This window comes from Microcoleus sp. D2_18a_B4, assembly GCF_036702475.1.
Lineage (GTDB): Bacteria > Cyanobacteriota > Cyanobacteriia > Cyanobacteriales > Microcoleaceae > Microcoleus.
The window spans coordinates 12,333-38,482 of sequence record NZ_JAUBTL010000056.1 but is presented as its reverse complement, the minus strand read 5'-3'; the positions used below and the strand labels follow the sequence as shown (position 1 = coordinate 38,482).

The window sequence follows — 26,150 nt, the reverse complement described above, 5'->3', positions numbered from 1 at the left end:
TTCTACTCTAATATTCTGTTGTTTCACTCTAATAGCCAACCAAATAATTCTCCTACTGTCAGTTGCAATTCCCTGGCAAAAGATGGCATGGGCAATAACTGTTCCGGTTCGTCAAACACCTCCGTTGATTGAGTCGGCCGATATACAAAAACCGATCGCTCCTCTGGATCGATTAACCAACCCATTTGAGTTCCGTGTTTGAGACAATGTAAAATATTTTTAGTAACTTTAGTTTGGCTTTGGTCGGGAGAGAGGATTTCAATTGTCCAATCCGGGGCGATCGCAAACACATTGGCCACACCACCATTTTCTTTACGGGGAATGCGCTCCCAAGTGAATACAGTCACGTCTGGAACGATCGCTCGACCGCCACAAATGCACCGTAGTTCTGGAAATGCTCGCGCCACCTTTTGAGGTTTGAGAGTAGCATTAGCAGCACTTGTCAACTCGCCTTGAATGACACTATGTTCTCCTTGAGGCATCGGTTTTTGAATAACTTCACCGTCAATGTACTCGCTGGCTGGTTTGGTTTCTGGCAACTTCAGAAACTCTTGGAGAGTCAAAGATTTTGGCAGGGTTTGTACCATCGGATTTTACCTATAAAATAGAGTTTCATCTGCTATTTTACCCAAAAGTCCCGGACTCGTGCGGGTCTACTTACTTCATTTTTTCCGCTATATAGTAGTTCTCAAGCGTGGTGAGGTATGCCCAATGCCCCATGCCCCATGCCCAATGCCCCATGCCCCATGCCCCATACCCCATACCCCATGCCCGATGCCCAATGCCCGATAATATGAGAGACAGTTTTTGAGAGAGTTGGGATTGAAATTACTTTGCCTCAGTAACGGCCACGGAGAAGACGCGATCGCCCTTCGCATCTTGCAGGAACTGCAACAGCACCCGCATCCCCCAGAATTAGCCGTGTTTCCGCTAGTGGGCGAAGGGCAAGCTTTCGCTCAACTAGAAAACGCCCGCATCATCGGCCCGGTGCAGCGGATGCCTTCGGGCGGCTTTATTTACATGGACAGAAGGGAATTTTTGCGCGATGTCAAAGGCGGCCTGCTTCAGTTGACAATCGCTCAGTTTAAAGCCATCCGCGCTTGGGTGCGGACCCAACAACAGTCTGGGAATCAAGACGGCGTTATTTTAGCCTGCGGGGATATTGTACCGCTGCTGTTTGCTTGGCTCAGCGGCGCGCCCTATGCCTTTGTCGGTACTGCCAAGTCCGAGTATTATTTGCGGGACGAGGACGGGCCTCTGGCTCGCAAATCCAGGGTCTTTGGTGGGTGGAATTGGTCGCGATCGGTTTATTTGCCTTGGGAGCGCTGGTTGATGACTCGATCGCGCTGTCGAGCCGTTTTTGCCAGGGACGCGCTGACCGCCGAGACTTTACAAAAGCTGGGAATTCCCGCTTACGATCTCGGAAATCCGATGATGGACGGACTCGAACCGGAAAACCCCGCCGGTTTTTACGGCCCTGACGCAGAGTTTCGGGAAATGGAGCGATCGCTCATCATCACCTTACTCCCCGGTTCTAGAGCGCCGGAAGCCTATGCTAATTGGCTGCTAATAGTAGAGGCTGTAGCCGGAATTTTATCCCTGTTTGCCGATCGGAAATTGTTATTTTTCGGAGCCATTTCTCCAGAGTTAAACTTAGAAGCTTTGCGACCTAGTTTAGAATTTTTCGGCTGGCGACAAGACGGGGAAACTAGAACGCAGCGGCCTGAAGGAAGTATTTTGCGACCTCCTGTTTCTAGCGCTCAAGAAATTCGGAAAGACTCTCCTAATTTGCTATTGCCATTGACATTTGTACAGAGAAACGCCACGATGATTTTGACTCAGCAAAGTTTTAACGATTGTTTGTACGAAGCCGATTTAGCAATAGCAATGGCCGGAACAGCTACAGAACAGTTTGTAGGTTTAGGAAAACCCGCGATCGCCATTCCCGGAAACGGCCCGCAATTTACTCCAGCTTTTGCAGAAGCTCAAAGTCGCCTGTTAGGCCCGTCATTAATTTTAGTCAAACATCCCGCCGAAGTTGCCGGCGCCGTGCAGTCTTTGCTCCGCAACCCCGACAGATTGCAGCTAATCGCTGAAAATGGCTGGCGGCGCATGGGAGAACCCGGTGCAGCAGCAAGAATTGCCGAGTGTTTAATTCAGCGGTTCGGCGGTGAATGCAGCAATTCTCAATTGCCGACCATACACTAGGGAGACAACATTAGTTATGCCCCTACCAAGTATGTTTAATTCTACTTTCTTTAAAAAAAATCTTGTTCGCTAATATCATGTCCGATGGAGCGCCCATAATACATAAGCCGGGGCGGGTTTGTGAGATTGTCCGTTTTTGGGAAATATTATTGGCTCACGGGCCCCTACAGGAATCCGGGTAATCGACCGGACATGATATAACTACTAACTTCCGTTTTCTGTAGTGAGGAATGCAAGTCCTCTGATTTTTATGAAGACTTGCATTCCGATGCTGCCAACCAATTTTATTGTGGTTGTTCGAGTAGGGTGTGCTCGGCCGCGCACCTTACTAATACACCTCTGGCAGGAAAATTTAATTCGCCGTTTTTTCCGAAGATTGAGCCCAGAAATTAGCTTGAGGAATTTTAAAATCCGACTTAACCAAAACTCCCGGTTCTCGCTGCATCGGCAGCACATCTAAAGTATCCGTTTGCGCGCAATATTTTAAATCTTCAATAACACCTAAACCGAGGAGGCGCTGGCCGTGGCTGGCCCTTTCCAACAATTCGTGCAACCTATCTTGCCAGTGCAAATAAAGAGCAATAGCCGCAAATACTTCATCGTTACCAGCAAAATCGCTCGCAGGAATACCGCTTTCTGCCAGGAGACTTTGGGCGATCGCACCAGCACAAACCGTATCTTCCAACGAATAACTCCCTTCCCAACCAGAACCCACAATCCAAATAGTTTCCGGCTGTTTATTCAACAAAAACTGCACCACAGATTTGCGGTTAATCAAAGCCGCCGTTAACACCGTTGCAGCAGCTTGCACTCGCTGCAGAGCCCGAGTACCGTTAGTTGTGCTGATAAAAATTCGCTTCCCAGTCACCTTTTCTGGCGTGCAGTCGAAGGGAGAATTCCCCATGTCAAATCCGTCAACTTTGCCGCCGCCGCGCTCTCCGGCACGAATCCGCTTATCTGCAGGCCATTTTTCGCTCTCGGCCATCAGCTTATCTAAGTCGCTGAAAACTTGGACAGCTTCCGCCCCATTATTCAGGGCTGTTGCCATTGTCGTAGTCGCCCGCAGCACATCAACTGCGATCGCGCAAGCCGGCATTTTGTCGGCTGGCGTAAGTTCCGGGGTATGGTAAATAAAAAGCTTCACTGTTGGGCTACCTGCAATAAATCCTCATCAGCATTGACACTCCTGGGCCTAAAGGCGTGGGGATTCTTAATTCATCGACTAACCTTTAAGCGCCATGTCCTTGCGGCAATTCTTAAACCTTTCAACCGTAGAAAATACTACCAATTGACAAGCCTAATTCACAACACCCTCTTTGGGTCTGTCTCCAAAAGCGTACTAGGATACTGAACCTAGAGTTCGGGTATGCCCTACCCTACCTAACAAATGAAAAAGTTCTTTGTTTTCTGGTAACGAGGATGTATTAATCCCCTAGCTGTTTAGAGAGTGTTCGCCGCTCTTTGTCCCCCGGTTTACGCCTAAAAGTGTGTCTGAGTCCTGTTTCACGATGGCGAAGGAATTTAACCTCGACTTTTACAGTGTAGCACAACAAACCAGTAATTCCCTGATTTTTTGGAATAGATTTAAGAAATTAAAGCCGTCCTAAAAGGACAAGGTTTTAAACCCAGTTTTCTGATAATAATAGAAAGTGACGCTTTCACCCCTAATATGTCAAAACAGCTAAATTCAAACCCCGCCCACGCCGCCATTACCGCACCAATTCGACTCCTGGCAGGCTTCACCTATCCTTTGCGAGCTTTCACGCTGATTTTGCAAACTCCCAAGCTGTGGACTTATGTATTAGTTCCCGTGGTGCTAAATTTTATAATTGGTATTGGTCTTTATTTAAGCTTGCTATTTCCCAGTTTGGCAGGGATAGACGTTTTAGTTGCCGATTTATCCGTCCGATTTAACGCTCTAATTGCGAGTTTTCCCGCTTGGCTGAGCTTTCTCGGCGGGTTAACAGTCGCTTTCGGCTGGCTGCTGCGTGTACTCCTAGTGTCAGGACTTTTGCTGATAATTGGATTTTTGTTAGTGCAGTTTGGCGTGATTTTAGGTTCGCCCTGGTACGGCAAACTTTCCGAACAATTGGAACTGCTGCGGAACGGTCAATTGCCCGCAGAAGCACCAATGAATTTGGCGAATAGTTTTGGGGATATTCAAAGGGCGATCGCCTTTGAACTGCGAAAACTACAAATTTTGTTGAGCGTCGGTATACCCCTGCTGCTGCTAAATTTTATCCCTGGTGTCGGCTCTATTCTTAGCACTCTGGGTGGCGTAGCTTTGGGCGCGACTATTGTCTGTTTGGACTTTTTAGATGCACCTTTGGAGAGACGGAGGCGACCTTTTCAGGAGAAGTTGGAGATAATTTGGGCGAGTTTGCCGGCCAGCGGGAGTTTTGGTTTGGTTTGTTTGGGTTTGGTGAGCATTCCGCTGTTGAATCTGTTGGCGATTCCGCTGTGCGTGACGGCGGGAACTTTGTTTTTTTGCGATCGCATTTGGCCGACCCGCTTTGCCCCAGAAGAGAGAAGTATCGATCGAGAAACTAACATTACAACTTAAAAACTAGGGAGATGCTTCTTCCTTCGGCTGACTCTGGGAGTTAATACCCCAAAACGGGCTTAACAACAGCCAGCTAATGAAGAAAAAGGATGCTGTAAATAGCTGGACAATATCGATCGCCGACAAATATCCGTCAGATAATAGTGCAATAGTTCTATCTGTCAGCCCGAATATCCAAGAGAGAATCCCAAACAGCCAAATGCCTTTTTGGAGCATGGGCAAAAATGCTGAAACTTCGGAGTTTTGCTGCTTGTTCATTGATTTAGCCCTTGTTTGCGAAAAGTATGATTAACGGGGGCACCCCAAGGGCTTAAGGATTTTTGGTGTCTCCTCGGATTCCCTTTGTTATCTATATGTTAAGAAATGTTTCCCGATATGACAACGCGCCCTGAGAGGGATTTCCGCATCTATCTCCCGAGGTAGTCGCAGCGCTAATAAAGAGTGATATTTGCTACACTTTGGTAGGATGCGCGATCGCGATCGGGTTCTGGGCCACTCTTGCCATTAGTCCCAGGCGCTTGATATAGTGGGTCACAGGCTACGTAAAAGAGCGAAATCACAAATTATGTTATTTAACAGTATTGAATTTTTAGTATTTTTTGCGATTGTTTTCGCCATATATTATTTCCCTCCGTTGCAAAAATTGCAGGTTCCCATCCTGATAATTGCCAGCTTTATTTTTTACAGTTGGAGCGCCCCCGCACTGTTGCTGATCCTGCTACTGTCCATTATTATCAACGCTACAGTCAGCTTTCAAGTTGCCCGAATTTCTGACAAGAAACAGCGATTTTTTTGGGCTTTATCGGGAGTCGTTCTCAATGTATTAATCTTGAGCTTGTTTAAATACGCCGGTTTGCTAACTAACTTTGTTACCGATGTTTTTAATATTGCTCGCTCCGAAGGCAGCATTGCCTATTTATTCTTAAAATTGCCTCTGCCTATCGGCATTTCTTTCTACACCTTTGAAGGCATAAGTTTAATCGTAGACGTACTGACTCAAAAAAACAAAAGCGAAACAGAATCAAACGCTTACGTCTCGCCCAACTTTAGCCAACACCTGCTAAATACTTCATTTTTTATTAGCTTTTTCCCCAATTTACTGTCAGGCCCGATTTTAAAATCCAAGACTTTTTATCCGCAGATTGTTCCTAAATACTTTAAAGATATTCCTTGGAATTTCATTTTTCGCTCGCTCGTTGTTGGGTACTTCCTAAAAATGGTCATCGCCGACAACTTAAAAGACTATACCTTCTGGATCAGCTTTCCCTACTACCAAGGACTTGGAACTCTTACCAACCTGACACTGCTGTTTGGCTACTCAATACAAATTTTCGCCGATTTTGCCGGTTATTCCTTAATTGCGATCGGTTTTGCAGCCGCTTTGGGCTACAAAATTCCAGACAACTTCGACTTTCCCTACATCTCGCGTTCCCTCTCCGAATTCTGGAGAAGGTGGCACATTTCCCTCTCAACTTGGCTCCGAGATTATCTATACTTTCCCCTCGGCGGAAACCGCAAGGGAAAAATCCGAACTTATGTTAACTTAATGATAGTAATGACTTTAGGAGGATTATGGCATGGGGCTGCTTGGAGTTATGCAGTGTGGGGAATTTATCACGGATTAGGTTTAGCAGTAGAACGCTTTTTTGGGTTCGACAAATCCAAAAACAAATTGCCAGAACCAAATCAAGTAAAAACCAAACCAATCTGGCAGCAATTATTATTGGACAGCCTTAGCGTTGTAGGAATTTTCTCTTTTGTTTCCGTGGGATGGCTGCTTTTCAAACTGCCACGATTTGAAGAAGCGGTTGACTTCGCAGTTACTTTAGTTCGCAACTATAAAGTCAAGCCCGGTTGGACTAACATTATTCCGACGCTAATTTTTTCCCTACCAGTAGTGATTTATCACCTTCCCCATTTCCCCACTTGGCAAAATCGGATGAAACAGGATTCAAATAAAAACGGCCAAAAAGTCTGGAGCCTTTATCAAGATTTAGCTTTAGGAATTATGCTAGCAATGATATTCCTCAACAGTGGCAGCTCGAAACAATTTATTTATTTCCAATTCTAGAAGGTGTTCTATGTTTGTCAAATTCCCGTTGCGACCGATTTTGCGCCCGGTACTAATTTTTCTGTTTATAATGAGTTTTTATCAAGCGCTTGTCAGCGGCGGAGTTTTGCCAGCTTCTGACGGAGTTAGCCTGCTTCAAAATAATATTGTCAGAGCTCAAAGGTATATATATCAGGATGATTCCGATCTGAAAATGGTAATGGTAGGTAGTTCTCTAGCTGCCAACCTTAATATTAAAGACATTGGAGAGGGCGTAAAAAGCATAGCTTTGGGGGGAGGAGCGAGCCAAACAGGTTTAGAAATAGTTAAAAGAAGTAAAAGCAAGCCTCCTATTGTTTTGGTGGAAATTAACGATACTATTGTTCGGAAAATAGATCCAGAATTAATGGATTCTTTGTATCATCCTCTTTTTTATTGGTTACGCCAGTATCTACCGATGATGAGAGAGGAATACCGTCCGATTAGCATTTTTGTGGATTTTTTTAAAAGTCGCTCGAAGCCGAATCAAACCGTGACGCGAGAGGCTCTAGACAGATTAGAAGGTCGATATCTTACTCCCGACTTATCCCAAAAAGCTATCCAAACGGTAGTTCATATTCAAAGTCAACCTTTGTCTGAAAAAGATGCAGAAGCTATAAAAAAAGAAGCTGAGTTTATTAAAAGTCAAATCGCCGAAATCAAAAAAAATACCGGGGCTAAAGTAGTTTTATTTGACATACCGCAAGAGTCACGAGTTAACGCTGCAATCAGGATAAAACAAGTCCAAGACTTGGCTAAAAAGCTGTTTCCGTCCGATCGTTTTGAGTGGCTGCCGCCCCCGAAAGAGCGAGAATGGCGTACCAATGATGGCATCCACTTGATCCGCAGCGACGCTAGAGATTTTGCCGAGTTTTTGAGGGATAAATTGCTGAGCACGGTAGCGACGGGATCTCTTGCCACCGCGCCTAGAAAAGAAAGCTTGTAATTTATTTTGAAGTGTGCCATACTACATAATGAGCAAGTTTGGTTCAAGATCGCGAGGTTGGTACTGAGGAGGGAGAGTCCTCAAAGCCCTAAAAGCCACAGGACAAACAATTCGATTATCAGTATTAACCCGGCTTGATATGAGTTCAGCGTCAATAAAATCGAACAATGGCACGCTTAAATCAGATTATTGCGATCGAAAAAGGCATCAAAAGCCGATCCCTCCAAGAACTCGCAGAAGCTCAAAAAGCACTCCCGAAGCCCGCTGTGCTTTCTGGAATCTCCCGTACTTACCGCCCCAAAGACGAAGAAGGCGAACAACTGCCGCCAGAGTCCAAAAAAGTTGAAGTCAAAGCAGAAGAGATTATCCGCAAAACGACTGAAGTTTTGACCAAACTCTTTGACGTAACCGCAACCAAAGATTGGACAAATTGTAGGGCTCGTGCTGACGTAACTGTAGACGGAAACGTGATTTTGAGTCAAGTTCCCGTCAGCTATTTGCTATTCATTGAAAAGCAGTTAGCAGATTTGCAAGCATTCATCAAAAAACTTCCAGTCTTAGATGCTTCCGAGACGTGGAACTTTGATGCTTCGGCAGACTGTTGGGCAACAGAACCGGTGCAAACTCTCAAGACTTTTAAAACTCCGCGCAATCACGTTAAAGCTGAAGCTACCGAACACCACCCGGCGCAAGTCGATGTTTATTACGAAGATATTACGATCGGCTATTGGCGGACTGTCAAGTTTTCTGGAGCAATGCTGGCGCGGCGGATCAATGAGTTGCTGCAAAGGGTGGAAATCTTGCAGCAAGCTGTTATGTTCGCCCGCGAAGAAGCTAACAATTCTGAAGTTGAGGAACAGAGAGTGGGAGAGCGAATTTTCCAGTTTATTTTCCGCTGATTGCTTGCTTTTTTGATAGTTATGGTTTAAGATATAAACAGAGTACAAGTTTAATCTAAAACTTCAACTTAAACCGTACAAATGTAATAGTGCAGGTTCGAGTCCTGTCCCTTCTACCCAAAATAGGGGGGTAGCCCAATTGGCAGAGGCAGCATTGCGTACAAATTCAACAGCAAGTTATCGGGAAATTGGGTTTAAAACCCCGTCCTTCTAGGACGGCTTGAATTTCTTAAACCCATTCCAAAAATTTAGGGAATTGCTGGTTTTTGTGGTTGACTATAAAAGTCAAGGTTAAACTCGCAACGCCCTCGTGAAACAGGGACTCAGACACACTTTTAGGCGTAAACCGGGGGACAAAGAGCGGCGAAAACTCGCCATACAGCTAGGGTCTTAATACAGCCTCATAACCAGAAAAACAAACAATTCACTTTTTGTTAGGTAGGGTAGGGCATACCCGAACTCGCTTGTCAATATCCTAGTACGCTTTTGGAGATAGACCCTAGGCGGGTGACTGCGAATCAGGCTCGTTAATGGGTAGGATTTCTACGGTTAAAAGGTCTGAGTATTGCCGCAAGGACGTAGCACTTAAAGGTCAGTCGCTGAATTAAGAATCCCCACACCTTTAGGTTGGGGAGTGTCAATACTCTAAACTCAGCATTCACCGCCGATCGCAAAAACGAATGTCAGGAAAAAATAACATCATCGAGGTTGCTGGCTCATATCCAGCCCCCTCTACCAAACGCAGGGGGGTAGCTCAATCGGTAGAGCGCGATGCTATTAATCTTAAATCCTTGACTTAAATGTGATAGCGTGCGTAAATGGGCGGTAAATATAAACCCAGTAGTAAGGTCAGAACTGCTGGGTTTTATGCTAATAATTAAATCAATTTGTTAAATCCGTCAGTCGTGGACGTATCAAGGCCGATGATTTACTGCATCAATCCTCAATGCGAACAACGTGAAAATCCTGCTGCTGCTCAAAATTGTCAGGCTTGTGGCACGGATTTGTTAATTGGCGATCGCTATCGTATCCTTAAACCAGTGCGATCGCCCAATCCCGCACGCCCCACAGACATCTTTGAAGTTGAAGACTTGGGAACCGGGGAAAACGAATGGGGCACTGTCAAAATTTTAAAAGTCTTGAAACACACACACAATCCCGATTTAGTTCGCGTGTTCAAGCAAGAAGCGCGAGTTTTGATTTGGCTGGCCGGAAAGGGCTCAGTTCCCCAAGTCGAACCTGACGGTTATTTCCAAATTAAACTCCCCAATAATTTCCAGAAATTGTCTTGTTTGGTGATGGAAAAAATTACCGGAGAAAACTTGGCAGAATTATTAAATAAAAAACAGTACGTTTCTCAAAATCTCGCTCTTGATTGGCTGCAACAAATGAGCAATATTTTGCAGGAAATCCACAAATATCATGTAGTGCATCGGGATATTAAGCCATCCAACCTGATGGTTGAAGCCAATGGGAAATTGAGATTAATTGACTTCGGCGCCGCCACAGAAGCAGAGATAGAGACCGCACCCATAGGTTCTGCGGGATACGCCGCACCGGAACAAATTCTAGGTAAAGCAGGCGTGCGATCGGACTTTTTTGCCCTGGGACGTACTTTTGTACATTTATTAACAGGCATACAGCCGATCGACTTTCCCGTTAATGGAAAAACTGGTAAAATTAATTGGAGGAACCAGGCTGTAGATATTGACCCGTTACTCCTAGAGTCGATCGACGAATTGATAGAACCGCTACCAGAAAACCGGCCTGAAAATACCCAAGTTATTTTAGAAAAACTCAAAAATATAGAGCTTTTGATGGCCTCCCTAGAACCCAACTAATAATTCCCAATCCTCAATGCCCTGCGCGGGCCAATGCCCCATTCCCCATTCCCCAATCAATAAATCTGTTCCAACCTGCGAAAATCCCGCTCAACTTCCGCCCACAAAGCCCGATTGTGAGGGTCAGTTTTCACAGCCTTTTTCAAATAAATTCTCGCCTTATCAACCTGCTTTTCTCCGATCAAATGTCGTCCCCAGCGCTGATAGGCGATCGCCTGCCACTGACGCACCTCCAAATCTTCGGGAACCCGCTGGGCCAAACCCTCAATCAAGGCGATCGCCCGCGGGAACCTCTGATATTTCAGCAACTGCTGCAACTCAAAATAAGCATCTTGCTTTAACTTTTGTTCCACCGCCGACAGATCCGCATGAGATTGAACCGCGGCCTCTTTTCGAGTCACCTTAACTGCTTGCGGTTGAGCTTTCACCCCCCGATCCGGCGGTGTCCAAGTAGGCGGCACAGTTGAATTGGCAACTTTCGACTCCGCAACATCGGGGGGGGCAATTTTCACCAGGAACTTATAAGCCTCAGTAATAGCAATAAACTTATTTTTAGCCTGTTCGTTTCCCGGATTCACATCGGGGTGATACTGTCTCGCTAACTTCCGATAAGAGGCCTTAACTTGCGATAAACTCGCGCCAGACCTCAGTCCTAACTGTCGGTAATAATCTGCAATATCCATTTAGCATGAATGAGCGTTGATAATTCCATTAAATATGGCAGAATCCTTAAATGTAAAGATTCTGCCAAAATTTACTGCGAACTAGGTTGTAGTGCGAGGGTTGCCCGCACTACGGTGGCGCAAAAATAACTTACGGACGATCTTCGATCACTCTGTCAATCAAGCCGTATTCTCTGGCTTCCTCAGCGGACATGAAATAGTCGCGATCCATGTCCTTCTCGATTTTCTCGATCGGCTTGCCAGTATTCTTAGCATAGATATTATTGAGTTCGTGGCGCAGCCGCAGAATCTCTTTCGCCTCAATCTGAATATCCGTTGCTTGTCCCCGCGTGCCCCCAGAAGGCTGGTGAATCATGATTCGCGAGTGAGGCAAAGCTAACCGTTTTCCTTTCGCACCGGCAGCTAACAGGAAAGAACCCATCGAAGCAGCCAAGCCCACACAAATCGTCACCACGTCCGATTTAATGTGCTGCATGGTATCAAAAATAGCCATGCCTGCCGACACCATTCCGCCTGGGGAATTGATGTACAAAATAATATCCTTACCTGAATCTTCCGAATCAAGATAGAGCATCACAGCGATGATTTGATTGGCAATTTCATCGTCAATGTCCCTGCCCAAGAAAATAATTCGTTCCCGGTAGAGGCGATCGTAGATATTAATCCACTGAGTATCATAACCACCCGGCATTTTGTAGGGAACTTTTGGCACACCTATAGGCATAATTCGGAACTCCGTTTAGTTGGTAATTGGTGATCGGGCAATTGGGCATCGGGCATTGGGCATCGGGCATCGGGCATTGGGCATTGGGCATCGGGCATTGGTAATTGGGAATTGTTAGTAATAAAAAGACTATTGAGTAACTAATCAGGGTAGAAACTACTAGGCATTAACCCTTAATTCTTACTCATTCCCCATTCCCGATTGCCGATTCCCCCTTCCCCATTCCCGATTCCCGATTCCCCATTCCCGATTCCCAGTTAGATGACTCCAGCAGGCAGCGGTTTCGGCAATTCTTCCGAACTTTCAAGAACGCGATCGATCAAACCGTATTCTTTAGCTTCATAAGGCGTCATGTACAGCAACCGATCCATATCTTTAGTAATCTTTTCGATCGGTTGGCCAGTACAGCTTGCAAAAATATCAAGCATCGTCGCTTTATTTGCCAGCACTTCCTTAGCCCGAATTTGAATGTCGCTTGCTTGACCCCGCGTGTAAGCCTTGGGTTGGTGCAACACAATCGAAGCGTGGGGCAAACTCGCCCGAAAGCCTTTTGTACCAGCCGCTAACAGCATCGCAGACATCCCCATTGCCGAACCGAGGCAAATAGTGTGCACAGGCGGCTTAATGTACCTGATCGTATCGCAGATAGCGAAGGCTTCTGTTTCAAAGCCGACGGGTTCGCCACTGTAACCAGAAGTGCCGGTTGAGTTGATGTAGATTTTGATCGGCTTATCCGGGTCTTCGTACTGCAAGAACAACAGTTCAGCGATAATCAGTTCTGTTACCGCAGGCACCAGAGGCATCCCCAGATAAACGATCCGCTCCTTCAGCAACAGGGATGGCAAATCGGGAGGTGGCGTCCGAGAGTTCCCTTCCCCGTAGTATGGCGATTGCACAGCTTTAATTGGTGTGTTCATATAACCGAAATGTTGCCTGAACTGATGGAGCTATTCTTAAAGAAATAGTAACGCAATCTTTAGGTATCCCGCATGAAAGTTAGTTTGCTCCCGGTTTTAAACGACCCTAACCTTGACGCTGCCGCGCCCTCAACGCAGCGCCAGCTAGCGATTTCGGTGTCTGCGACGGCAAGCTCGATCGACTCCAGCGTACCCTTAAACCTGTGCCTGATTCTCGACCACAGCGGTTCGATGGGCGGACGCCCCTTGGAAACCGTCAAACAAGCCGCCGGACGGTTGCTCGACAGGTTGAAGCCCGGGGATCGCTTTTGTGCGGTGGCTTTCGACCACAAAGCCAAAGTCCTCGTCCCCAATCAAATTGTGGGAGATCCCGCTAGCATTAAACGGCAAATTGAGCAATTGCGATCGGCAGGTGGCACAGCAATTGATGAGGGCATTAAGTTAGGTATTGAAGAGTTGGGCAAAGGCAAAAAAGAAGCTATATCTCAGGCATTTCTGCTGACTGACGGCGAAAATGAACACGGCGACGACAGCCGCTGTTTGAAGTTGGCTAAATTGGCTGCTGACTACAACATGACTTTAAATTCTCTGGGATTTGGCGATAACTGGAATCAGGATATTTTGGAAAAGATTGCTGATGCAGGCGGCGGTGCTCTGGCACACATTCAGCGTCCCGAAGATGCGGTTGACGAGTTTGGCAAACTATTTACTCGCATCCAAGGTGTAGGTTTGACTAATGCTTATTTGCTATTTTCACTGATGCCAAAAGTACGGTTAGCCGAACTCAAACCGATCGCCCAAGTTGCCCCGGATACGATCGAATTACCGGTACAGCAAGAGGGCGATCGTTTTATGGTGCGCCTGGGAGATTTAATGAAGGATATAGAGCGAGTAGTTTTGGCTAATATTTATATTGGACAGTTGCCCGAAGGTACACAGGCGATCGGGCAATTGCAAATTCGCTACGACGATCCGAGTGTCGGTCAAGGTTTGCTTTCCGATCCTGTTGCACTTTCCGCTAATGTCCTAAAAGTTTATCAGCCGGCACTTAACCCGACGGTGCAGCAGCACATTTTAGCTTTGGCTAAATACCGCCAAACTCAACTCGCAGAAACTAGATTGCAACAGGGCGATCGAGCCGGCGCGGCGACAATGCTGCAAACGGCGGCGAAAACTGCTCTGCAAATGGGCGATAAAAGTGCCGCAACCGTGCTGCAAACTTCTGCTACTCGTTTGCAGTCTGGCGAACAATTGAGTGAAGCCGATCGCAAGAAAACTCGGATTGCTTCTAAAACTATTTTGAAGTAATCGCACGATTTGAAATTTTAAATAATTTTAAATTGGGCGATCGGACAATTTGGCGATGCTAAATCGCCTCTACAAAAACGAAACCCGCACCCAGGCGGGTTTCAATATTATGAGTCTAGCCTGCAAAAAGCGAGAGTTAGTGTAGCCCGATTGTTTCAAGCCGTGGAGCGACAAGAAGCTCGATCGTTTAGAATGTTTGTATCACCTATCAAGAGTGCTTGTATGAACCAGACAATATCTGATAAAGTACGCTGGACTACCGCAGATTTAGAACTATTGCCCGATAACGGCGATCGTTACGAAATTATTGATGGAGAGTTATTTGTGACTAGAGCACCGCATTGGGGTCATCAACAGACTTGTGGCAGATTTTTTTCGTGCCTTGATACTTGGTCGATGTCTACTGGTTTGGGACGAGCAGCCATCAATCCGGGTCTTATTTTTACGGACGCTGATAACGTCATTCCAGATGTAGTTTGGGCGAGCAATGAACGCTTGGCTATCTTGTTAGACGAAGCCGGCCATTTAACCGCCGCACCTGAGTTAGTTGTTGAAGTATTGTCCCTCGGTGCAGACAATGAAAGACGCGATCGAGATTTGAAACTCAGACTCTATTCGGTACGAGGAGTACAGGAATACTGGATTGTGAATTGGCGGTTGCAGCAAATAGAAGTTTATCGCAGGGAACAAGCAAGTTTAAGGCTCATTGCTACGCTGTTGAGCCATGATGAACTAACTTCGCCTTTGTTACCTGGTTTTAGTTGTTCTGTTGCTCAAATTTTTGCTTAGATTTATGAAACACTTTTACCGGGCGATCGGCATTTTAGGATTTGTTACCGTTTTGGGTGGCATATCCCCTGCCATTCCAGCAGAGTCAGCGCCAATACTCATCGTTCAAAATCCTGCTGAAGACTTATTTAATAGTGCTTTAGCCAAATCAGAGGCAGGCGACATTCAAGGGGCGATCGCCGATTACACCGAAGCTATTCGCCTCAACCCCAACTACGCCAAAGCCCACAACAAACGCGGCATCATCCACGGCCGCAATCTCAAAGATTATCCAGCAGCAAAAGCAGATTTCGATCGCGCAATTGAAATTAACCCCAACTACGGCGACGCCTACTACAACCGCGCCAGAGTCCGCGAGTTCTTAGAAGACAAAGACGGGGCGATCGCCGATTATCAAAAAGCAGCCGAACTTTATCAAAAAGACGGCAATACCAACGATTATCAAGATTCTATCAAACATCTTCAAATGCTGCAAGAATAGAGTGCTTTTGAAAACATAGTATAATATCCTTCGATCTGCATTCATCTGCGTCCATCTGCGGTTAAACATTCCAAATTAACTATTCAAAAAATGCCCGAAACTTCCACCGTTACCGTTACTGTACCCGCTACAACCGCCAATTTAGGCCCCGGCTTCGACTGCATCGGCGCCGCTTTAAGCCTCTACAACCGCTTCCAATTCTCCCGACTCGAACCCTCAGCAACAGAGAAACTAAAAATTACCGTTACAGGCAAAGAAGCCGCCAAAGTCAAGACAGATGACAGCAATCTCGCTTATCTAGCCTTTGTCAAGTTATACGATCGCCTGAACCAATCGCCGCCACCCGTAGCCATACATATAGATATGCAAGTGCCGCTGGCTAGAGGTTTAGGAAGTTCCGCCACAGCTATTATCGGTGGGTTAGTCGGTGCAAATGAATTAGCCGGAAAGCCTTTGAGTCAGGTGGAAGTGATGCAATTGGCGATCGAACTTGAAGGACATCCCGACAACGTTGTCCCCGCTTTACTGGGAGGATGTCGCCTCGCTGCGTCAACTTTGAGAATTGAACCGCAGAGGCGCAGAGAACACAGAGAGGAGGATGCAGAGGGTTTTGCTTGGGAAATTTGCGATATTCCCTGGCATCCGAATGTTGTGCCGGTGGTAGCCATCCCCGATTTTGAACTTTCTACAGCCGAAGCCCGCAAAGTTTTGCCTGCAGATTACAGCAAGGCTGATGCGATTTTTAATGCTGCACACCTCGGTTTGCTGGTGCGGGCTTTGGAAACTGGCAATGAAAACTGGCTGCGCTGCGCCCTCCAAGACAAAATTCACCAGCCTTACCGGCAATCTCTGATTAAGGGATATGAAGGGGTGCAACAAGCTGCCCTGAATGCAGGGGCTTGTGGGATGGTAATTAGCGGTGCGGGGCCGACGCTTTTGGCTTTAACGGATGTGGCTAACGCTGTTGCGGTTGAGAGAGGGATGGCGGCTGCTTGGATGGAATTTGGGGTGAAGGCTGATGTAAGGGCGATCGGCCTCGATACTCAAGGGGCGCAAGTCTCCCTTTAGTTATTCCACTGCTGGACACACAACATCTAGATCAGCGCCTTTTGTAGGGGCAATTCCCTGTGGTTGCCCCTATCCATAGGATTGTTGCGTCAGTCCACCAACGCCTGTTTTATTACCGGATTAAAAATTGTTTTCGGCGACCATTCAAATCTCTTGAATATTAACTAAAGTCTCTTTTTGATAACTTCTGCCATTCCTTCTACAAAATTTTACATCAAAAAATTTACCTCAAAAAAAATGCAGTCATGGTAGGGGCGGATTCAGCATCATCTCAGGCTAAAACCAACAATTTCAAAAACCCGCCCCCACCAACGAACGGTTAATACTCTTAATTAACTGTGACGCAGCGGAAGCTCTAGCTGAATTTTAGTGCCTTTACCCGGTTCGGAAAAACACTTGAACTCTCCTTTGTGCTGCTCTACAATTATCCGATAGCTGAGAGCAAGTCCCGATGATATGGGTGGTTCCGCAGGTTTTGCTCCCAAAAATGGATCGGAAATTTGGGCTGTGATATCTTTGCTATGTGCGATGTCGTTATCAGCAATCTCAATCGAAATTCGCTGAGCATCGACTACCTGAGTGGTAATCAAAATCACGGGCTTAAATTTGATTGATTCCAACTCCTCTAACTCTTGAGCCGACTCTTCCAAAGCATCGATCGCGTGATTGATGATATTCAGAAAAGCTTGATTGAGCAGACCTGCATAACACTCAATCTGTGGCAAATTGCCGAATTGTTTCATCACCTTGATGTCTCGCCTTCCCTCGCGAGCCGGCAAGCGGTGCTGCAACAACAACAGAGTATTTTCTAAACCGTCGGAAACATCAAATAACTGCCAGCCCGATCGATCGCTGCGGGAAAAATCCTGTAGCGACAAAATTATTTGGCGGATGCGATCGCTCCCGGTACGCATGGAACTCACAATTTTTAATAAATCGTCGAGTACGAATTCCACATCCATATCTTGTTGTTTTTGCAGAATTTCCGCTCCGGGATTGACTAGCTCTTTTTGATACAATCGCAGCAGTTCAATTAAATCGGTCGCGTAGCTTTGGACGTGAGTTAGATTGCTGTAAATAAAAGTAATTGGGTTGTTAATTTCGTGGGCTATCCCAGACACCAATTCGCCCAAACTAGACATTTTTTCAGTTTGCAGCATTCGATCTCGCGACAGATCCAATTCTTGCTGGGTTAACTCCAACTGCCCCCTCAACTCGTGCGATCGCTTAGACGCGCGCACCCGCGCCAATAATTCCTGCTTAACTATCGGTTTAAACAGAAAATCGTCAAAGGGCGCATCCAATGCTTGAACTTCATCAAATTGCTCCGGTGTTGTCAGCAGAATAAAATAGGCGGCCGCCAATTCTCGCTCGGCTTTCACCAGCCGGCACACCTCCAAAAAGTTGATTTGAGGCGAAGTCCCGTCGCAAATTATCGCATCGGGGGACAATTCCTTCGCCAACTCTAAACCCTCCTTGTCGTCGGGAACGACTCTCACCTGATGTCCCTCTTGGCTGAGTAACTCTTGGACAACTTGAAAAGTCACAGTATCCGCGATGATCGCCAGAATCTTTGCCATACTTTTACCACCTCCACAAATTACTTTTTAGGATACAACCGCCAGAATTGCGCTGACAGATTTAAAATTCCAAAATAGTTCAATTACATCAAAAAACAGCCCATACCCGCTCCCTCAAAACCAAAAATAGCTTATACCATTTTAGATTTTATATTTTAGAGTAAAAAATTGGGAATGACTTACTGTATAATAATAGTTGGGAGCTTGCCTAAAGTTGCATATTTTTTGGGGACTGGTATCACGAGAAGGTATAATTTTAGACGGGTAATGCAAAAATGCCAATTTTCTCCTTCGTAATTAATGTTACATCAGAGCTTTCGGCCGATAGACTGCTGAGGGCGATCGCAGATACTTTCTCAAATTGCGCCAGGAAACAATAAAAAACTTTAAAATTAATTAATAGTATCGTTAAATTCACCTTCTCGGTCAGCGCCTGGGAATGCCAATTACCAACACCACCTCAACTTTGATTCAAGCCGAAACACTAGAACTATTAGAATGGCCGCGCCTGTGTCAGCACTTGGCTACCTTCGCGGCCACCAAACTCGGCGTCGCCGCCGCCCTTGACCTCGCAATCCCAGCAACTCAAGCTCAAACAGCAGAACTCCTCGCCCAAACTCAGGAAACTTATCAGTTAGAGAGCCGCGCTGGCGGTGCTTTGAGTTTTGAAGGAATCCAAGACATCGGCACTTCCCTGCAGCGAGCCGAACTCCAAGGTTTGCTCAGCGGCGAAGAATTGCTGGCAATTGCTACTACCCTCGCCGGAGCAAGGCAATTGCGCCGGATAATTGACTCTCAGGCAGATGTGCCGACGCTCAAAGAACTGGCAGCCCAATTGCGGACTTATCCTGAACTAGAGCAAGAAATCCATCGCTGTATAGACGATCGCGCTCAAGTAGCAGACAGAGCAACTCCTAAATTAGCAGGAATTAGAGTTCAAATGCGACAGTTGCGCGATCGCATTTATCAAATATTGCAGGGGATTTTGCAGCGCCAATCCAACGCCGTACAAGAACAGCTAATTACCCAAAGAAGCGGACGCTTTGTCATTCCCGTCAAAGCTCCCCAAAAAGATGCCATACCGGGCATAGTTCACGACTCCTCGGCCAGCGGCGCGACACTGTACGTAGAACCCCACAGCACAGTCAATCTTAACAACCAAATGCGGCAGTTTCTCAGGCAAGAACAAGCCGAAGAAGAAGCAGTCCGCCGCGCCCTCACGGAGCAAGTCGCAGCAGTAAAACCCGATTTAGACAGATTGGTGGTTGTAGTTACAACTTTAGATTTAGCGGCCGCTAAAGCGCGTTATAGTTTTTGGTTGCAAGCAAATCCGCCGAAATTTATCGAATTGGGAGAACCCGAATTAGCACCAAAAAATCCCGAAAAAGAAGATGAGGAAAAAGAAGAAGAGGAAAACTCAGAAAACAGTCAATTATTAATTCGCAACCTGCGATCGCAAATTACCCTGCGCCAGTTGCGCCATCCTTTATTAGTTTGGCAGCAACAGCACGAGCAAGGCTTTCCCGTCGTGCCGGTCGATTTAACGATCGGGCCGCACATCCGCGTCGTCGCCATCACCGGCCCCAACACCGGCGGCAAAACTGTTACCCTCAAGACCTTGGGCTTGGCAGCTTTAATGGCGAAAGCAGGAATGTTTGTTGCCGCCCGCGAACCCGTAGAATTGCCTTGGTTCGACAATATTTTGGCTGATATTGGTGACGAACAATCTTTGCAGCAAAGTTTGTCTACTTTCTCCGGCCATATCCGCCGCATTAGCCGCATTTTAGAAGTTTTAGGCAATAAATCGCTTGGGGAAGAGGAAGGGGAAGAAAACTTAAACCTTCCAATTACTAATACTTCGGCTACGCTCAGTACAAGTTCCCCAGCCCCCATACTTCGGCTACGCACTTCAACGGAGCTCAGTACAAGCTCAGAACAAGTGCCCCATGTCCCATGCCCCATGCCCCATGCCCCATGCCCAATTCCCAAATCTTTAGTTTTGTTAGACGAAGTAGGAGCGGGGACAGATCCCTCAGAAGGCAGTGCATTGGCGATCGCCCTGTTGCAATACCTCGCCCAACATTCCCTATTAACAGTTGCAACTACCCACTTTGGCGAACTCAAAGCCCTCAAATATCAAGACTCCCGCTTTGAAAATGCCTCAGTAGAATTTGACGACAATTCCATGCAGCCAACCTATCGCTTGCTGTGGGGAATTCCCGGACGTTCCAACGCCCTCACCATTGCCAAAAGACTCGGTTTGCTAGCATCCATAGTCGATGAAGCTCAAACCTATGTCGGGGGAGCGTCTCAAGATGTCAATCAAGTGATTGCTGGACTCGAAGCACAGCGCCGGAAACAGGAAACCAAGGCCAGAGAAGCAACTCAACTGCTACACCAAACCGAAAAACTGCACAGAGAAGTTTCTCAAAAAGCAGCGGCTTTGCAAGAGCGGGAGCGAGAACTAAAAATAGCTCAGGAAGTGGCAGTAAATGAGGCGATCGGGTCGGCAAAATCAGAAATTGCTCAAATCATTCGTCGCTTGCAGTCGGGCAACCAGACGGCTCAAAATGCCCAACAAGCGACAGAAACCTTAAATCAAATTTCTGAAAAACACCTGCCCTCTCGGCAACAACCGGCTAAACCCAAACCGAGTTTTATGCCGAAAGTGGGCGATCGCATCCGCATTCCCAGCTTGGGCCAAACCGCCGAAGTCCTCAGCGGCCCCGATGCTAACGAAGAGTTGAGCGTTCGATTTGGGATTATGAAAATGACTGTCAAACTCGGAGAAATTGAATCCCTCGACGGTCAAAAACCGGAAACTAAAGCTCAATTAGCCAAGGCGGCCGCCCAAGCACAAGCACTCGCTACGGCTAAAGCTAAGCAAGCAGCGGCGGAACCTGCAAAACCCAATCCCGAAATTGCCATTCGCACTGCTAATAATTCGATCGACCTACGGGGAGCGAGAGTCTCAGACGCAGAAATCGAAATAGACAGAGCTCTTTCCAAAGCCGTGGAATACGGAGTCCTGTGGATAATTCACGGCAAAGGTACGGGACAGTTGCGGCGCGGGGTTCACGAGTTCCTCGCGAATCACCCGCAGGTTTCCCGCTTTGAGCTCGCCAGTCAAAAAGAAGGAGGTGCAGGTGTAACGGTGGTTTATTTGAAATAGTCAGGATTTACGCATTTCCGGTTGACTCGTAATTATAGCAATCCTAAATCATTGGTGAATTTCTTACTCCCTCCCCTTAGTAAGGGGAGGGTTGGGGTGGGGTAAAAAAAATACGACTCCTGCAAGGATTCCTATATCTAGTTGTATGCAGCAAAACAAGTCGCAACGAACATATCCTACTGATGCAACCGGAATGGATACTATACTGCAAATGTGGAATAATTAAGAGTTGCTTTCCCACTTTAGTAACTGCCTGACTAATGAAAAAAACTCCCTCAAATGAAGTTTTGGTTGGCGACTGTCGTGAAGTGATGAAGACCTTGCCAGAAAATTATATTTCTGCGTGTATCACTGACCCACCTTATAATTATGAATTTATTGGTCATAAATGGGATGACTCAGAAATTCAAAGGCGTATTGAAAGAGTCAATGGCAAGGGAAATAAAACCCTTGTTAAAAACATTCCCTATGGCAGTGGTTTAGCAGGCGGAGTCAGAAACCAAAAATGGTATCAAAGGAATCGCAACAACACTCTGGATTATGAAAAGTGGTGCTTTGAGTGGGGTGAGCAGCTTTTTCGGATCTGCAAACCGGGTGCGACAGTTTTAGTTTTCAATAGCACACGAACGGTTGCTCACGTACAAGTAGCACTTGAAAGTGCTGGTTTCTATGCGAGAGATATTCTTGTTTATAAAAGATCGAGTGGTATTCCTAAAGGTGTCAATATCAAACAACAGTTAGAGAAGAAAGGATATGAAAATTCTGAACAATGGGATGGTTGGCACAGTTGTCTGAGGAACGAATGGGAAGCAATCTGCGTACTTCAAAAACCACTGGTCAATAATTACTTGGAAACTCTACAGGAGTACGGTACTGGTCTATTTTATACTAAAGATCAGTTCGGTGGTTTTCAGTCCAATATTTTAGAAGGTATACAGCGTGAGAAAACCGAGGAGTTTAACGTTCATTGCACAGTTAAACCAATCGCTCTAATGAGAAAGCTGGTCGAAATATTTGTACCGCGTTTGGAAAATTCTATTCTAATCGATCCTTTCGCAGGATCGGGAACTACTTTGCTGGCGGCGCAAGAATTTGGCATTAGGTATGTTGGCATTGAAATAGTACCTGACTACATAGAGATTATCAACAAGCGCCTTGATAGTTTCAGCGGTATACAGGGAATTCTCCCACTTTTTCAATAAGAAATGACTTTAAATCAAACCCGCTTATTGTTTGTATAAACTCAAACGAATCGTCCCCTGTGTAAACTTTCCAAGTCCCTACTTGGCACGCTGTAATAGCTGCGGGCAAATTATCTTGTCTGAGAATTAAAAATACGGGTTCGTAATTATAAGTACGAAGTAGTGGGCCATAAGATTTGAACTTTTTCAGCGTTCCAGAGTCTCCTGAGCCAATACGATATTTTGTATCTATTGCGTACCCATCAACAATCAGATCGCACGGCTCATCGCTTCCAACTTTAAATGCTGGCTGAAAGCTACTGCAATATGTTTTACACGTTTCAGTAACTAACAATTGCCAACACATACCTAACTCTTCCAATATTGCCTATTTTCTTTTTTTATTAGAGGAGAAATACCAAACACATCCATTAAAATATCGTGTTCTTCATTCTCTTCTGCATAAATTTTCTCTGTAAATGAGTTTTGGTATCTTGCTAAAATTTGCTCTAGTCTTCTTTCAGTCATCAGCAGTTACCAGTTCAGCTAGACTAACGGATAATGCCTTGGCTATTTTGCTGGCATTAAGTAGCGTTATATTCCTTTCACCTCGTTCAACTGAACCAATATAGGTGCGATGTAATTCCGATAGTTCTGCAAGCTGATCTTGGGAAAGATTTCTGAGCTTTCTGAAATGTCTAACTTTTTTACCAAATTGCTCCGTAATATCCATAGATGGCGCCAGATGAAGCAATGACAACTATAATCTGACAGACTATAAGTAGCGACAGACTATAAGTAGCACTCGCTCTCGCAAGGATCGATATAAGCCCCGATAGTTTCAAAGCACTGATTTGATTTCGGTCACTGTGTGGCGTAGGATGGTTAGGGGTGAAAATCTCTGGGTTTTGCCGATCGCGATCGATCGAACTTGAAACCGCAACTTTATAACCCGCAACTCCGTCCAGCAGTTAGGATTGCCGGAATCAAAGCAACGAGCTATGGAGACAACTTAACAGATGTGCTGTTGCCCACAGGCCCAAAAGCTTTAATCAGTGCATACTGTTTGATATCCAGCCTCAACCAGTCTTAATTTCCCGTGCTGAAGCCATGCGCTCGACCGTAAAGTCCTCCGCTCCCACAAACGAAACGGGCCCATCTCCCAACTGGGAAGAATTGACCCAAAAAGCACCAGAACCTACCCAGTTGGACAACATTAAAGCCCAACTGGATTTAGTGCTGTTAGCCCTAGAAGCACTGGCAGAAATTGGCTCAGAGGCGATGCTCAAGGTAGCAGCCGAACTGAATTTAGAGCCAATGGTAGCCGATCGGGTAGCTTTGTGGCGGCTGCGCCAATCTAACCCGCTGCGGAAAGGCCACGGAGGGCGCAAAAAACTAGATGTGGAGGAAGCTCGATCGCTCGTTTTGATAAGCTGTCATTTGGCAAAACAGCACCAAGCTTTAATCCGCCGCGCTGTTGCTTTGCTCGAACAAATGGCAGAGCAAAACCGCGAACCTCACACAATCGCTTTGCTGGGAGATTATATTGACAGGTTCAGCAACACTTATGGCTCGCGCATGGAAGATGCAGAAAATTTATCGGCCCGAGAATTGACTGATTTGGCCCTCAAACTCCTGATCGATTTGCTGTTTTACAGCAGTCCCGGCGGCCACCGCCGCCTCTGGCTGGCTCTTCTAGACCGCGCTAAAAATTAAACAACAGTCAGTAGTCAGTAGTCAGTAGTCAGTAGTCAGTAGTCAGTAGTCAGTAGTCAGTAGTCAGTAGTCAGTAGTCATTAGTCAGTAGTCAGTAGTCAGTAGTCATTAGTCAGTAGTCAGTAGTCAGTAGTCAGTAGTCATTAGTCAGTAGTCAGTAGTCAACAGCCAACAGTCAGCAGCCAACAGTCAGCAGCCAACAGCCAACAGTCAGCAGCCAACAGCCAACAGTCAACAGTCAACAGTCAACAGTCAACAGTCAACAGTCAACAGTCAACAGTCAACAGTCAACAGTCAACAGACTTTCTGCTATGGTTCTCAAACGCTACACGCCCCCCACTTGCACGCTGGAAATTACAGCCAAAAGTTCGCCTCTATCTCGGTGGGCGGGCCAACCAGTGTTTAAATCTTTAAGTTTTGAGCTGCGACTCGACGACCCCAGGCTGCCAGATACCGAACACGTTACTCTCAGGGGCGATCGAATTCAACTCGAAACCCTCCACGAAGCTGTCAGCAACTACGTCCAAAACTTGCTGGGCCAATCCCGCGATTGGGAAAGCAACCTCAACTCTCAAACAGGCCGTATCCCTGCAGGTTCAGACTCGCCAGAAGTCGCGCGTAATGCCGTTATATTCGATCGATCCGTCAACACTTCCGAACTAGCAACCTCCGCCCCAAACACTGCCTACCTTCCGGTTCCCCCCCGCTTAGAGCCCCGCGGCTTACTTGCCCACAACTTGTTTTTAGGCTCTTTGAGCGCCGTAGAATCCGGGCCAGTAGTTCCCTTGAGCACCCTGCAACTGTTTGACTTGGCCACAGCACTAGATGACTGCGCCGCCGAAGTGATGGCGCTTCCCAACCTCAACCGCGAGCCCCGACGGCCGGTGTCCTCACCCTGGCTCAAGGTCGCAGCAATGCTGGTGGCCAGCGCGGGCCTGACGACAGGAATTATCAAAATGCTCGATCGAACCGCCACCTCCCCGCAAACCGCCACAGCCCCCGCCACAGCCCCCGCCAATCCACAATTGAACACCACTCCAGGAAACCCCCAGTTAGCTGCCGGCGTTTCCCCCAGTCCAGTTCCCGCCCTACCGACACCCCCAGCACCAACGCCCGCAGCCACACCCGGTTTACCGCCCCTGCCACCCCCGCCCATCAACACCGCAGCCTCCCCCAGCCCCAGCTTGCCCCCCATCGCCCTCGCCCCAACTCCCCCCACCAACAAACCCAGCCCCATCCAGCAGCCACCCCTACTATTTCCCGCCAACGGCAGCGCACCCAGCGCCCCACAGAGCGCCCCAGCATTCCCTCAAGGGTCAACAATCACTATTCCCGCCCCCGAAGAACCGCCCCAGGGCCGCCCCCAAGCACCCGCACCAGTACCCTACCTGCTGCCCCCATTACCGCCGAGACTAGCTCCCGCCGTACCGCCCCCCCTGCCGCCCTCCCTGTCTGCTTCCAGATTTCCCGTTCCCCCGCCGCAACCCTTCCCCAGCCCCATCGAGCCGATTGTCCCCCCCGCCAGTACCGAACTCCCAGCCCTTGAGGACGCTCAACCGCCTACGGAGTCTGAGGATAACAACCAGGTGGCGGCAAGCAAAAAAAACCGCACTTTATTTGATACAATTCCTCAAGTTTCAGAAGCTAGAACTTACTTTGAGGAACGCTGGAAGCCTCCTGAAGGAATGGAACAAACTTTGGAATACAGCGTGCTGATCGATGAAAATGGGTCAGTTCAAAGTGTTGTGCCGATGGGAAAAGCAGCAGCAGATTATATCGAGCAAATTAATATGCCATTAGCCGGCGAGCCGTTTGTTTCTGCAGTTTCTAATGGAAAAAACCCAAAAATTAGAGTTGTTTTGAGACCAAACGGTCGAGTACAAACCTTTTTGGAAGAGAGTGATTGAACGCTCTCAAACACATTATCCAGATGGGAAATCCCGGTTAATTGCTAATCTTAAACAAGGTCAATAAAAATCAATTTT

23 protein-coding genes are annotated in these 26,150 nt (G+C 46.8%); 14 read left to right on the top strand and 9 right to left on the bottom strand.

What is annotated here, in order from left to right; translation table 11 throughout:
• Window positions 1–23 precede the first annotated feature (23 nt).
• Complete coding sequence (locus tag QUB04_RS25710) at window positions 24–587, bottom strand: Uma2 family endonuclease (RefSeq protein WP_333288763.1); 564 nt, start codon at window positions 585–587, stop codon at window positions 24–26.
• Between the two features lie 235 nt (window positions 588–822).
• Between QUB04_RS25710 and QUB04_RS25705 the strand changes: the two genes are divergently transcribed.
• Window positions 823–2,208 carry a lipid-A-disaccharide synthase-related protein gene (locus tag QUB04_RS25705; RefSeq protein ID WP_333288761.1) on the top strand — a complete coding sequence of 462 codons (1,386 nt, stop codon included), beginning with the start codon at window positions 823–825 and terminating at the stop codon, window positions 2,206–2,208.
• 352 nt (window positions 2,209–2,560) lie between these two features.
• Here the strand turns inward: QUB04_RS25705 and QUB04_RS25700 are convergent, their stop codons facing one another.
• Window positions 2,561–3,352 (bottom strand): 2-phosphosulfolactate phosphatase family protein, encoded by a 792-nt coding sequence (locus tag QUB04_RS25700; protein ID WP_333288759.1) that lies wholly within the window; start codon window positions 3,350–3,352, stop codon window positions 2,561–2,563.
• Between the two features lie 525 nt (window positions 3,353–3,877).
• On the opposite strand from QUB04_RS25700, the gene QUB04_RS25695 reads away from it, so the two are divergent.
• The gene (locus QUB04_RS25695; protein WP_333288757.1) at window positions 3,878–4,771 is read left to right on the top strand and encodes an EI24 domain-containing protein; all 894 of its coding nucleotides are present in this window, start codon (window positions 3,878–3,880) and stop codon (window positions 4,769–4,771) included.
• 3 nt (window positions 4,772–4,774) lie between these two features.
• On the opposite strand, the gene QUB04_RS25690 is transcribed toward QUB04_RS25695, so the two are convergent.
• Window positions 4,775–5,029 carry a hypothetical protein gene (locus tag QUB04_RS25690; RefSeq protein WP_333288755.1) on the bottom strand — a complete coding sequence of 85 codons (255 nt, stop codon included), beginning with the start codon at window positions 5,027–5,029 and terminating at the stop codon, window positions 4,775–4,777.
• Between the two features lie 307 nt (window positions 5,030–5,336).
• Here QUB04_RS25690 and QUB04_RS25685 point away from each other — a divergent pair, with 307 nt between their 5' ends.
• The 4 genes from QUB04_RS25685 (at window position 5,337) to QUB04_RS25670 (ending at window position 10,546) form a co-directional block, all read left to right on the top strand.
• A complete protein-coding gene (locus QUB04_RS25685; RefSeq protein ID WP_333288753.1) occupies window positions 5,337–6,842 on the top strand; it encodes an MBOAT family O-acyltransferase in 1,506 nt (501 codons plus the stop codon).
• Between the two features lie 10 nt (window positions 6,843–6,852).
• Entirely contained in the window at window positions 6,853–7,806 is a 954-nt protein-coding gene (locus QUB04_RS25680; RefSeq protein ID WP_333288751.1) for a hypothetical protein, read from the top strand.
• Between the two features lie 167 nt (window positions 7,807–7,973).
• Window positions 7,974–8,705, top strand: a complete 732-nt coding sequence (locus tag QUB04_RS25675; protein WP_333288749.1) for a DUF7873 family protein — start codon at window positions 7,974–7,976, stop codon at window positions 8,703–8,705.
• Window positions 8,706–9,610: 905 nt separating this feature from the next.
• Complete coding sequence (locus QUB04_RS25670) at window positions 9,611–10,546, top strand: serine/threonine-protein kinase (protein WP_333288747.1); 936 nt, start codon at window positions 9,611–9,613, stop codon at window positions 10,544–10,546.
• 56 nt (window positions 10,547–10,602) lie between these two features.
• Here the strand turns inward: QUB04_RS25670 and QUB04_RS25665 are convergent, their stop codons facing one another.
• The 3 genes from QUB04_RS25665 to QUB04_RS25655 all read right to left on the bottom strand — a co-directional run bounded on the left by QUB04_RS25665 (window position 10,603) and on the right by QUB04_RS25655 (window position 12,870).
• Window positions 10,603–11,229, bottom strand: a complete 627-nt coding sequence (locus QUB04_RS25665; protein WP_333288745.1) for a J domain-containing protein — start codon at window positions 11,227–11,229, stop codon at window positions 10,603–10,605.
• A gap of 130 nt (window positions 11,230–11,359) precedes the next feature.
• The gene (locus QUB04_RS25660) at window positions 11,360–11,953 is read right to left on the bottom strand and encodes an ATP-dependent Clp protease proteolytic subunit (RefSeq protein ID WP_332983122.1); all 594 of its coding nucleotides are present in this window, start codon (window positions 11,951–11,953) and stop codon (window positions 11,360–11,362) included.
• A gap of 257 nt (window positions 11,954–12,210) precedes the next feature.
• Window positions 12,211–12,870: an ATP-dependent Clp protease proteolytic subunit gene (locus QUB04_RS25655; RefSeq protein WP_333209298.1), complete on the bottom strand. Its 660-nt coding sequence runs from the start codon at window positions 12,868–12,870 to the stop codon at window positions 12,211–12,213.
• A 72-nt stretch (window positions 12,871–12,942) separates the two neighbouring features.
• On the opposite strand from QUB04_RS25655, the gene QUB04_RS25650 reads away from it, so the two are divergent.
• From QUB04_RS25650 to thrB, 4 genes are all read left to right on the top strand, one after another.
• Complete coding sequence (locus tag QUB04_RS25650) at window positions 12,943–14,178, top strand: VWA domain-containing protein (protein ID WP_333288742.1); 1,236 nt, start codon at window positions 12,943–12,945, stop codon at window positions 14,176–14,178.
• Between the two features lie 222 nt (window positions 14,179–14,400).
• Window positions 14,401–14,967: a Uma2 family endonuclease gene (locus tag QUB04_RS25645; protein WP_333288740.1), complete on the top strand. Its 567-nt coding sequence runs from the start codon at window positions 14,401–14,403 to the stop codon at window positions 14,965–14,967.
• Between the two features lie 4 nt (window positions 14,968–14,971).
• Window positions 14,972–15,448, top strand: a complete 477-nt coding sequence (locus tag QUB04_RS25640; RefSeq protein ID WP_333288738.1) for a tetratricopeptide repeat protein — start codon at window positions 14,972–14,974, stop codon at window positions 15,446–15,448.
• A gap of 90 nt (window positions 15,449–15,538) precedes the next feature.
• Complete coding sequence (gene thrB, locus QUB04_RS25635; protein WP_333288736.1) at window positions 15,539–16,516, top strand: homoserine kinase; 978 nt, start codon at window positions 15,539–15,541, stop codon at window positions 16,514–16,516.
• 332 nt (window positions 16,517–16,848) lie between these two features.
• Here the strand turns inward: thrB and QUB04_RS25630 are convergent, their stop codons facing one another.
• On the bottom strand, window positions 16,849–18,096 hold the full coding sequence (locus QUB04_RS25630) for a response regulator (protein ID WP_333288734.1): 1,248 nt from the start codon (window positions 18,094–18,096) through the stop codon (window positions 16,849–16,851).
• 466 nt (window positions 18,097–18,562) lie between these two features.
• On the opposite strand from QUB04_RS25630, the gene QUB04_RS25625 reads away from it, so the two are divergent.
• Both QUB04_RS25625 and QUB04_RS25620 read left to right on the top strand, forming a co-directional pair.
• A complete protein-coding gene (locus QUB04_RS25625) occupies window positions 18,563–21,268 on the top strand; it encodes an endonuclease MutS2 (RefSeq protein ID WP_333288778.1) in 2,706 nt (901 codons plus the stop codon).
• A gap of 260 nt (window positions 21,269–21,528) precedes the next feature.
• Window positions 21,529–22,470 (top strand): site-specific DNA-methyltransferase, encoded by a 942-nt coding sequence (locus QUB04_RS25620; RefSeq protein WP_333164994.1) that lies wholly within the window; start codon window positions 21,529–21,531, stop codon window positions 22,468–22,470.
• A 348-nt stretch (window positions 22,471–22,818) separates the two neighbouring features.
• Here QUB04_RS25620 and QUB04_RS25615 read toward each other — a convergent pair whose 3' ends face one another.
• Both QUB04_RS25615 and QUB04_RS25610 read right to left on the bottom strand, forming a co-directional pair.
• Window positions 22,819–22,977: a hypothetical protein gene (locus tag QUB04_RS25615; protein ID WP_333288731.1), complete on the bottom strand. Its 159-nt coding sequence runs from the start codon at window positions 22,975–22,977 to the stop codon at window positions 22,819–22,821.
• Window positions 22,970–23,182, bottom strand: coding sequence for a helix-turn-helix transcriptional regulator (locus QUB04_RS25610; protein ID WP_333044298.1), 213 nt, complete (start codon window positions 23,180–23,182; stop codon window positions 22,970–22,972). The genes QUB04_RS25615 and QUB04_RS25610 overlap by 8 nt, the downstream gene beginning before the upstream one ends.
• 377 nt (window positions 23,183–23,559) lie before the next feature.
• Between QUB04_RS25610 and QUB04_RS25605 the strand changes: the two genes are divergently transcribed.
• On the top strand, window positions 23,560–24,165 hold the full coding sequence (locus QUB04_RS25605; RefSeq protein ID WP_333044296.1) for a DUF3038 domain-containing protein: 606 nt from the start codon (window positions 23,560–23,562) through the stop codon (window positions 24,163–24,165).
• A gap of 311 nt (window positions 24,166–24,476) precedes the next feature.
• The gene (locus tag QUB04_RS25600) at window positions 24,477–26,072 is read left to right on the top strand and encodes a DUF4335 domain-containing protein (RefSeq protein WP_333288729.1); all 1,596 of its coding nucleotides are present in this window, start codon (window positions 24,477–24,479) and stop codon (window positions 26,070–26,072) included.
• The last annotated feature ends 78 nt before the right edge of the window (window positions 26,073–26,150 follow it).

Coding starts and splice junctions, on each gene's coding strand:
- QUB04_RS25710 (WP_333288763.1), bottom strand. CDS start 587: ATGGTACAAACCCTGCCAAAATCTTTGACTCTCCAAGAGTTTCTGAAG.
- QUB04_RS25695 (WP_333288757.1), top strand. CDS start 3,878: ATGTCAAAACAGCTAAATTCAAACCCCGCCCACGCCGCCATTACCGCA.
- QUB04_RS25690 (WP_333288755.1), bottom strand. CDS start 5,029: ATGAACAAGCAGCAAAACTCCGAAGTTTCAGCATTTTTGCCCATGCTC.
- QUB04_RS25685 (WP_333288753.1), top strand. CDS start 5,337: ATGTTATTTAACAGTATTGAATTTTTAGTATTTTTTGCGATTGTTTTC.
- QUB04_RS25680 (WP_333288751.1), top strand. CDS start 6,853: ATGTTTGTCAAATTCCCGTTGCGACCGATTTTGCGCCCGGTACTAATT.
- QUB04_RS25675 (WP_333288749.1), top strand. CDS start 7,974: ATGGCACGCTTAAATCAGATTATTGCGATCGAAAAAGGCATCAAAAGC.
- QUB04_RS25665 (WP_333288745.1), bottom strand. CDS start 11,229: ATGGATATTGCAGATTATTACCGACAGTTAGGACTGAGGTCTGGCGCG.
- QUB04_RS25660 (WP_332983122.1), bottom strand. CDS start 11,953: ATGCCTATAGGTGTGCCAAAAGTTCCCTACAAAATGCCGGGTGGTTAT.
- QUB04_RS25655 (WP_333209298.1), bottom strand. CDS start 12,870: ATGAACACACCAATTAAAGCTGTGCAATCGCCATACTACGGGGAAGGG.
- QUB04_RS25650 (WP_333288742.1), top strand. CDS start 12,943: ATGAAAGTTAGTTTGCTCCCGGTTTTAAACGACCCTAACCTTGACGCT.
- QUB04_RS25645 (WP_333288740.1), top strand. CDS start 14,401: ATGAACCAGACAATATCTGATAAAGTACGCTGGACTACCGCAGATTTA.
- QUB04_RS25640 (WP_333288738.1), top strand. CDS start 14,972: ATGAAACACTTTTACCGGGCGATCGGCATTTTAGGATTTGTTACCGTT.
- thrB (WP_333288736.1), top strand. CDS start 15,539: ATGCCCGAAACTTCCACCGTTACCGTTACTGTACCCGCTACAACCGCC.
- QUB04_RS25630 (WP_333288734.1), bottom strand. CDS start 18,096: ATGGCAAAGATTCTGGCGATCATCGCGGATACTGTGACTTTTCAAGTT.
- QUB04_RS25620 (WP_333164994.1), top strand. CDS start 21,529: ATGAAAAAAACTCCCTCAAATGAAGTTTTGGTTGGCGACTGTCGTGAA.
- QUB04_RS25615 (WP_333288731.1), bottom strand. CDS start 22,977: ATGACTGAAAGAAGACTAGAGCAAATTTTAGCAAGATACCAAAACTCA.
- QUB04_RS25610 (WP_333044298.1), bottom strand. CDS start 23,182: ATGGATATTACGGAGCAATTTGGTAAAAAAGTTAGACATTTCAGAAAG.
- QUB04_RS25605 (WP_333044296.1), top strand. CDS start 23,560: ATGCGCTCGACCGTAAAGTCCTCCGCTCCCACAAACGAAACGGGCCCA.
- QUB04_RS25600 (WP_333288729.1), top strand. CDS start 24,477: ATGGTTCTCAAACGCTACACGCCCCCCACTTGCACGCTGGAAATTACA.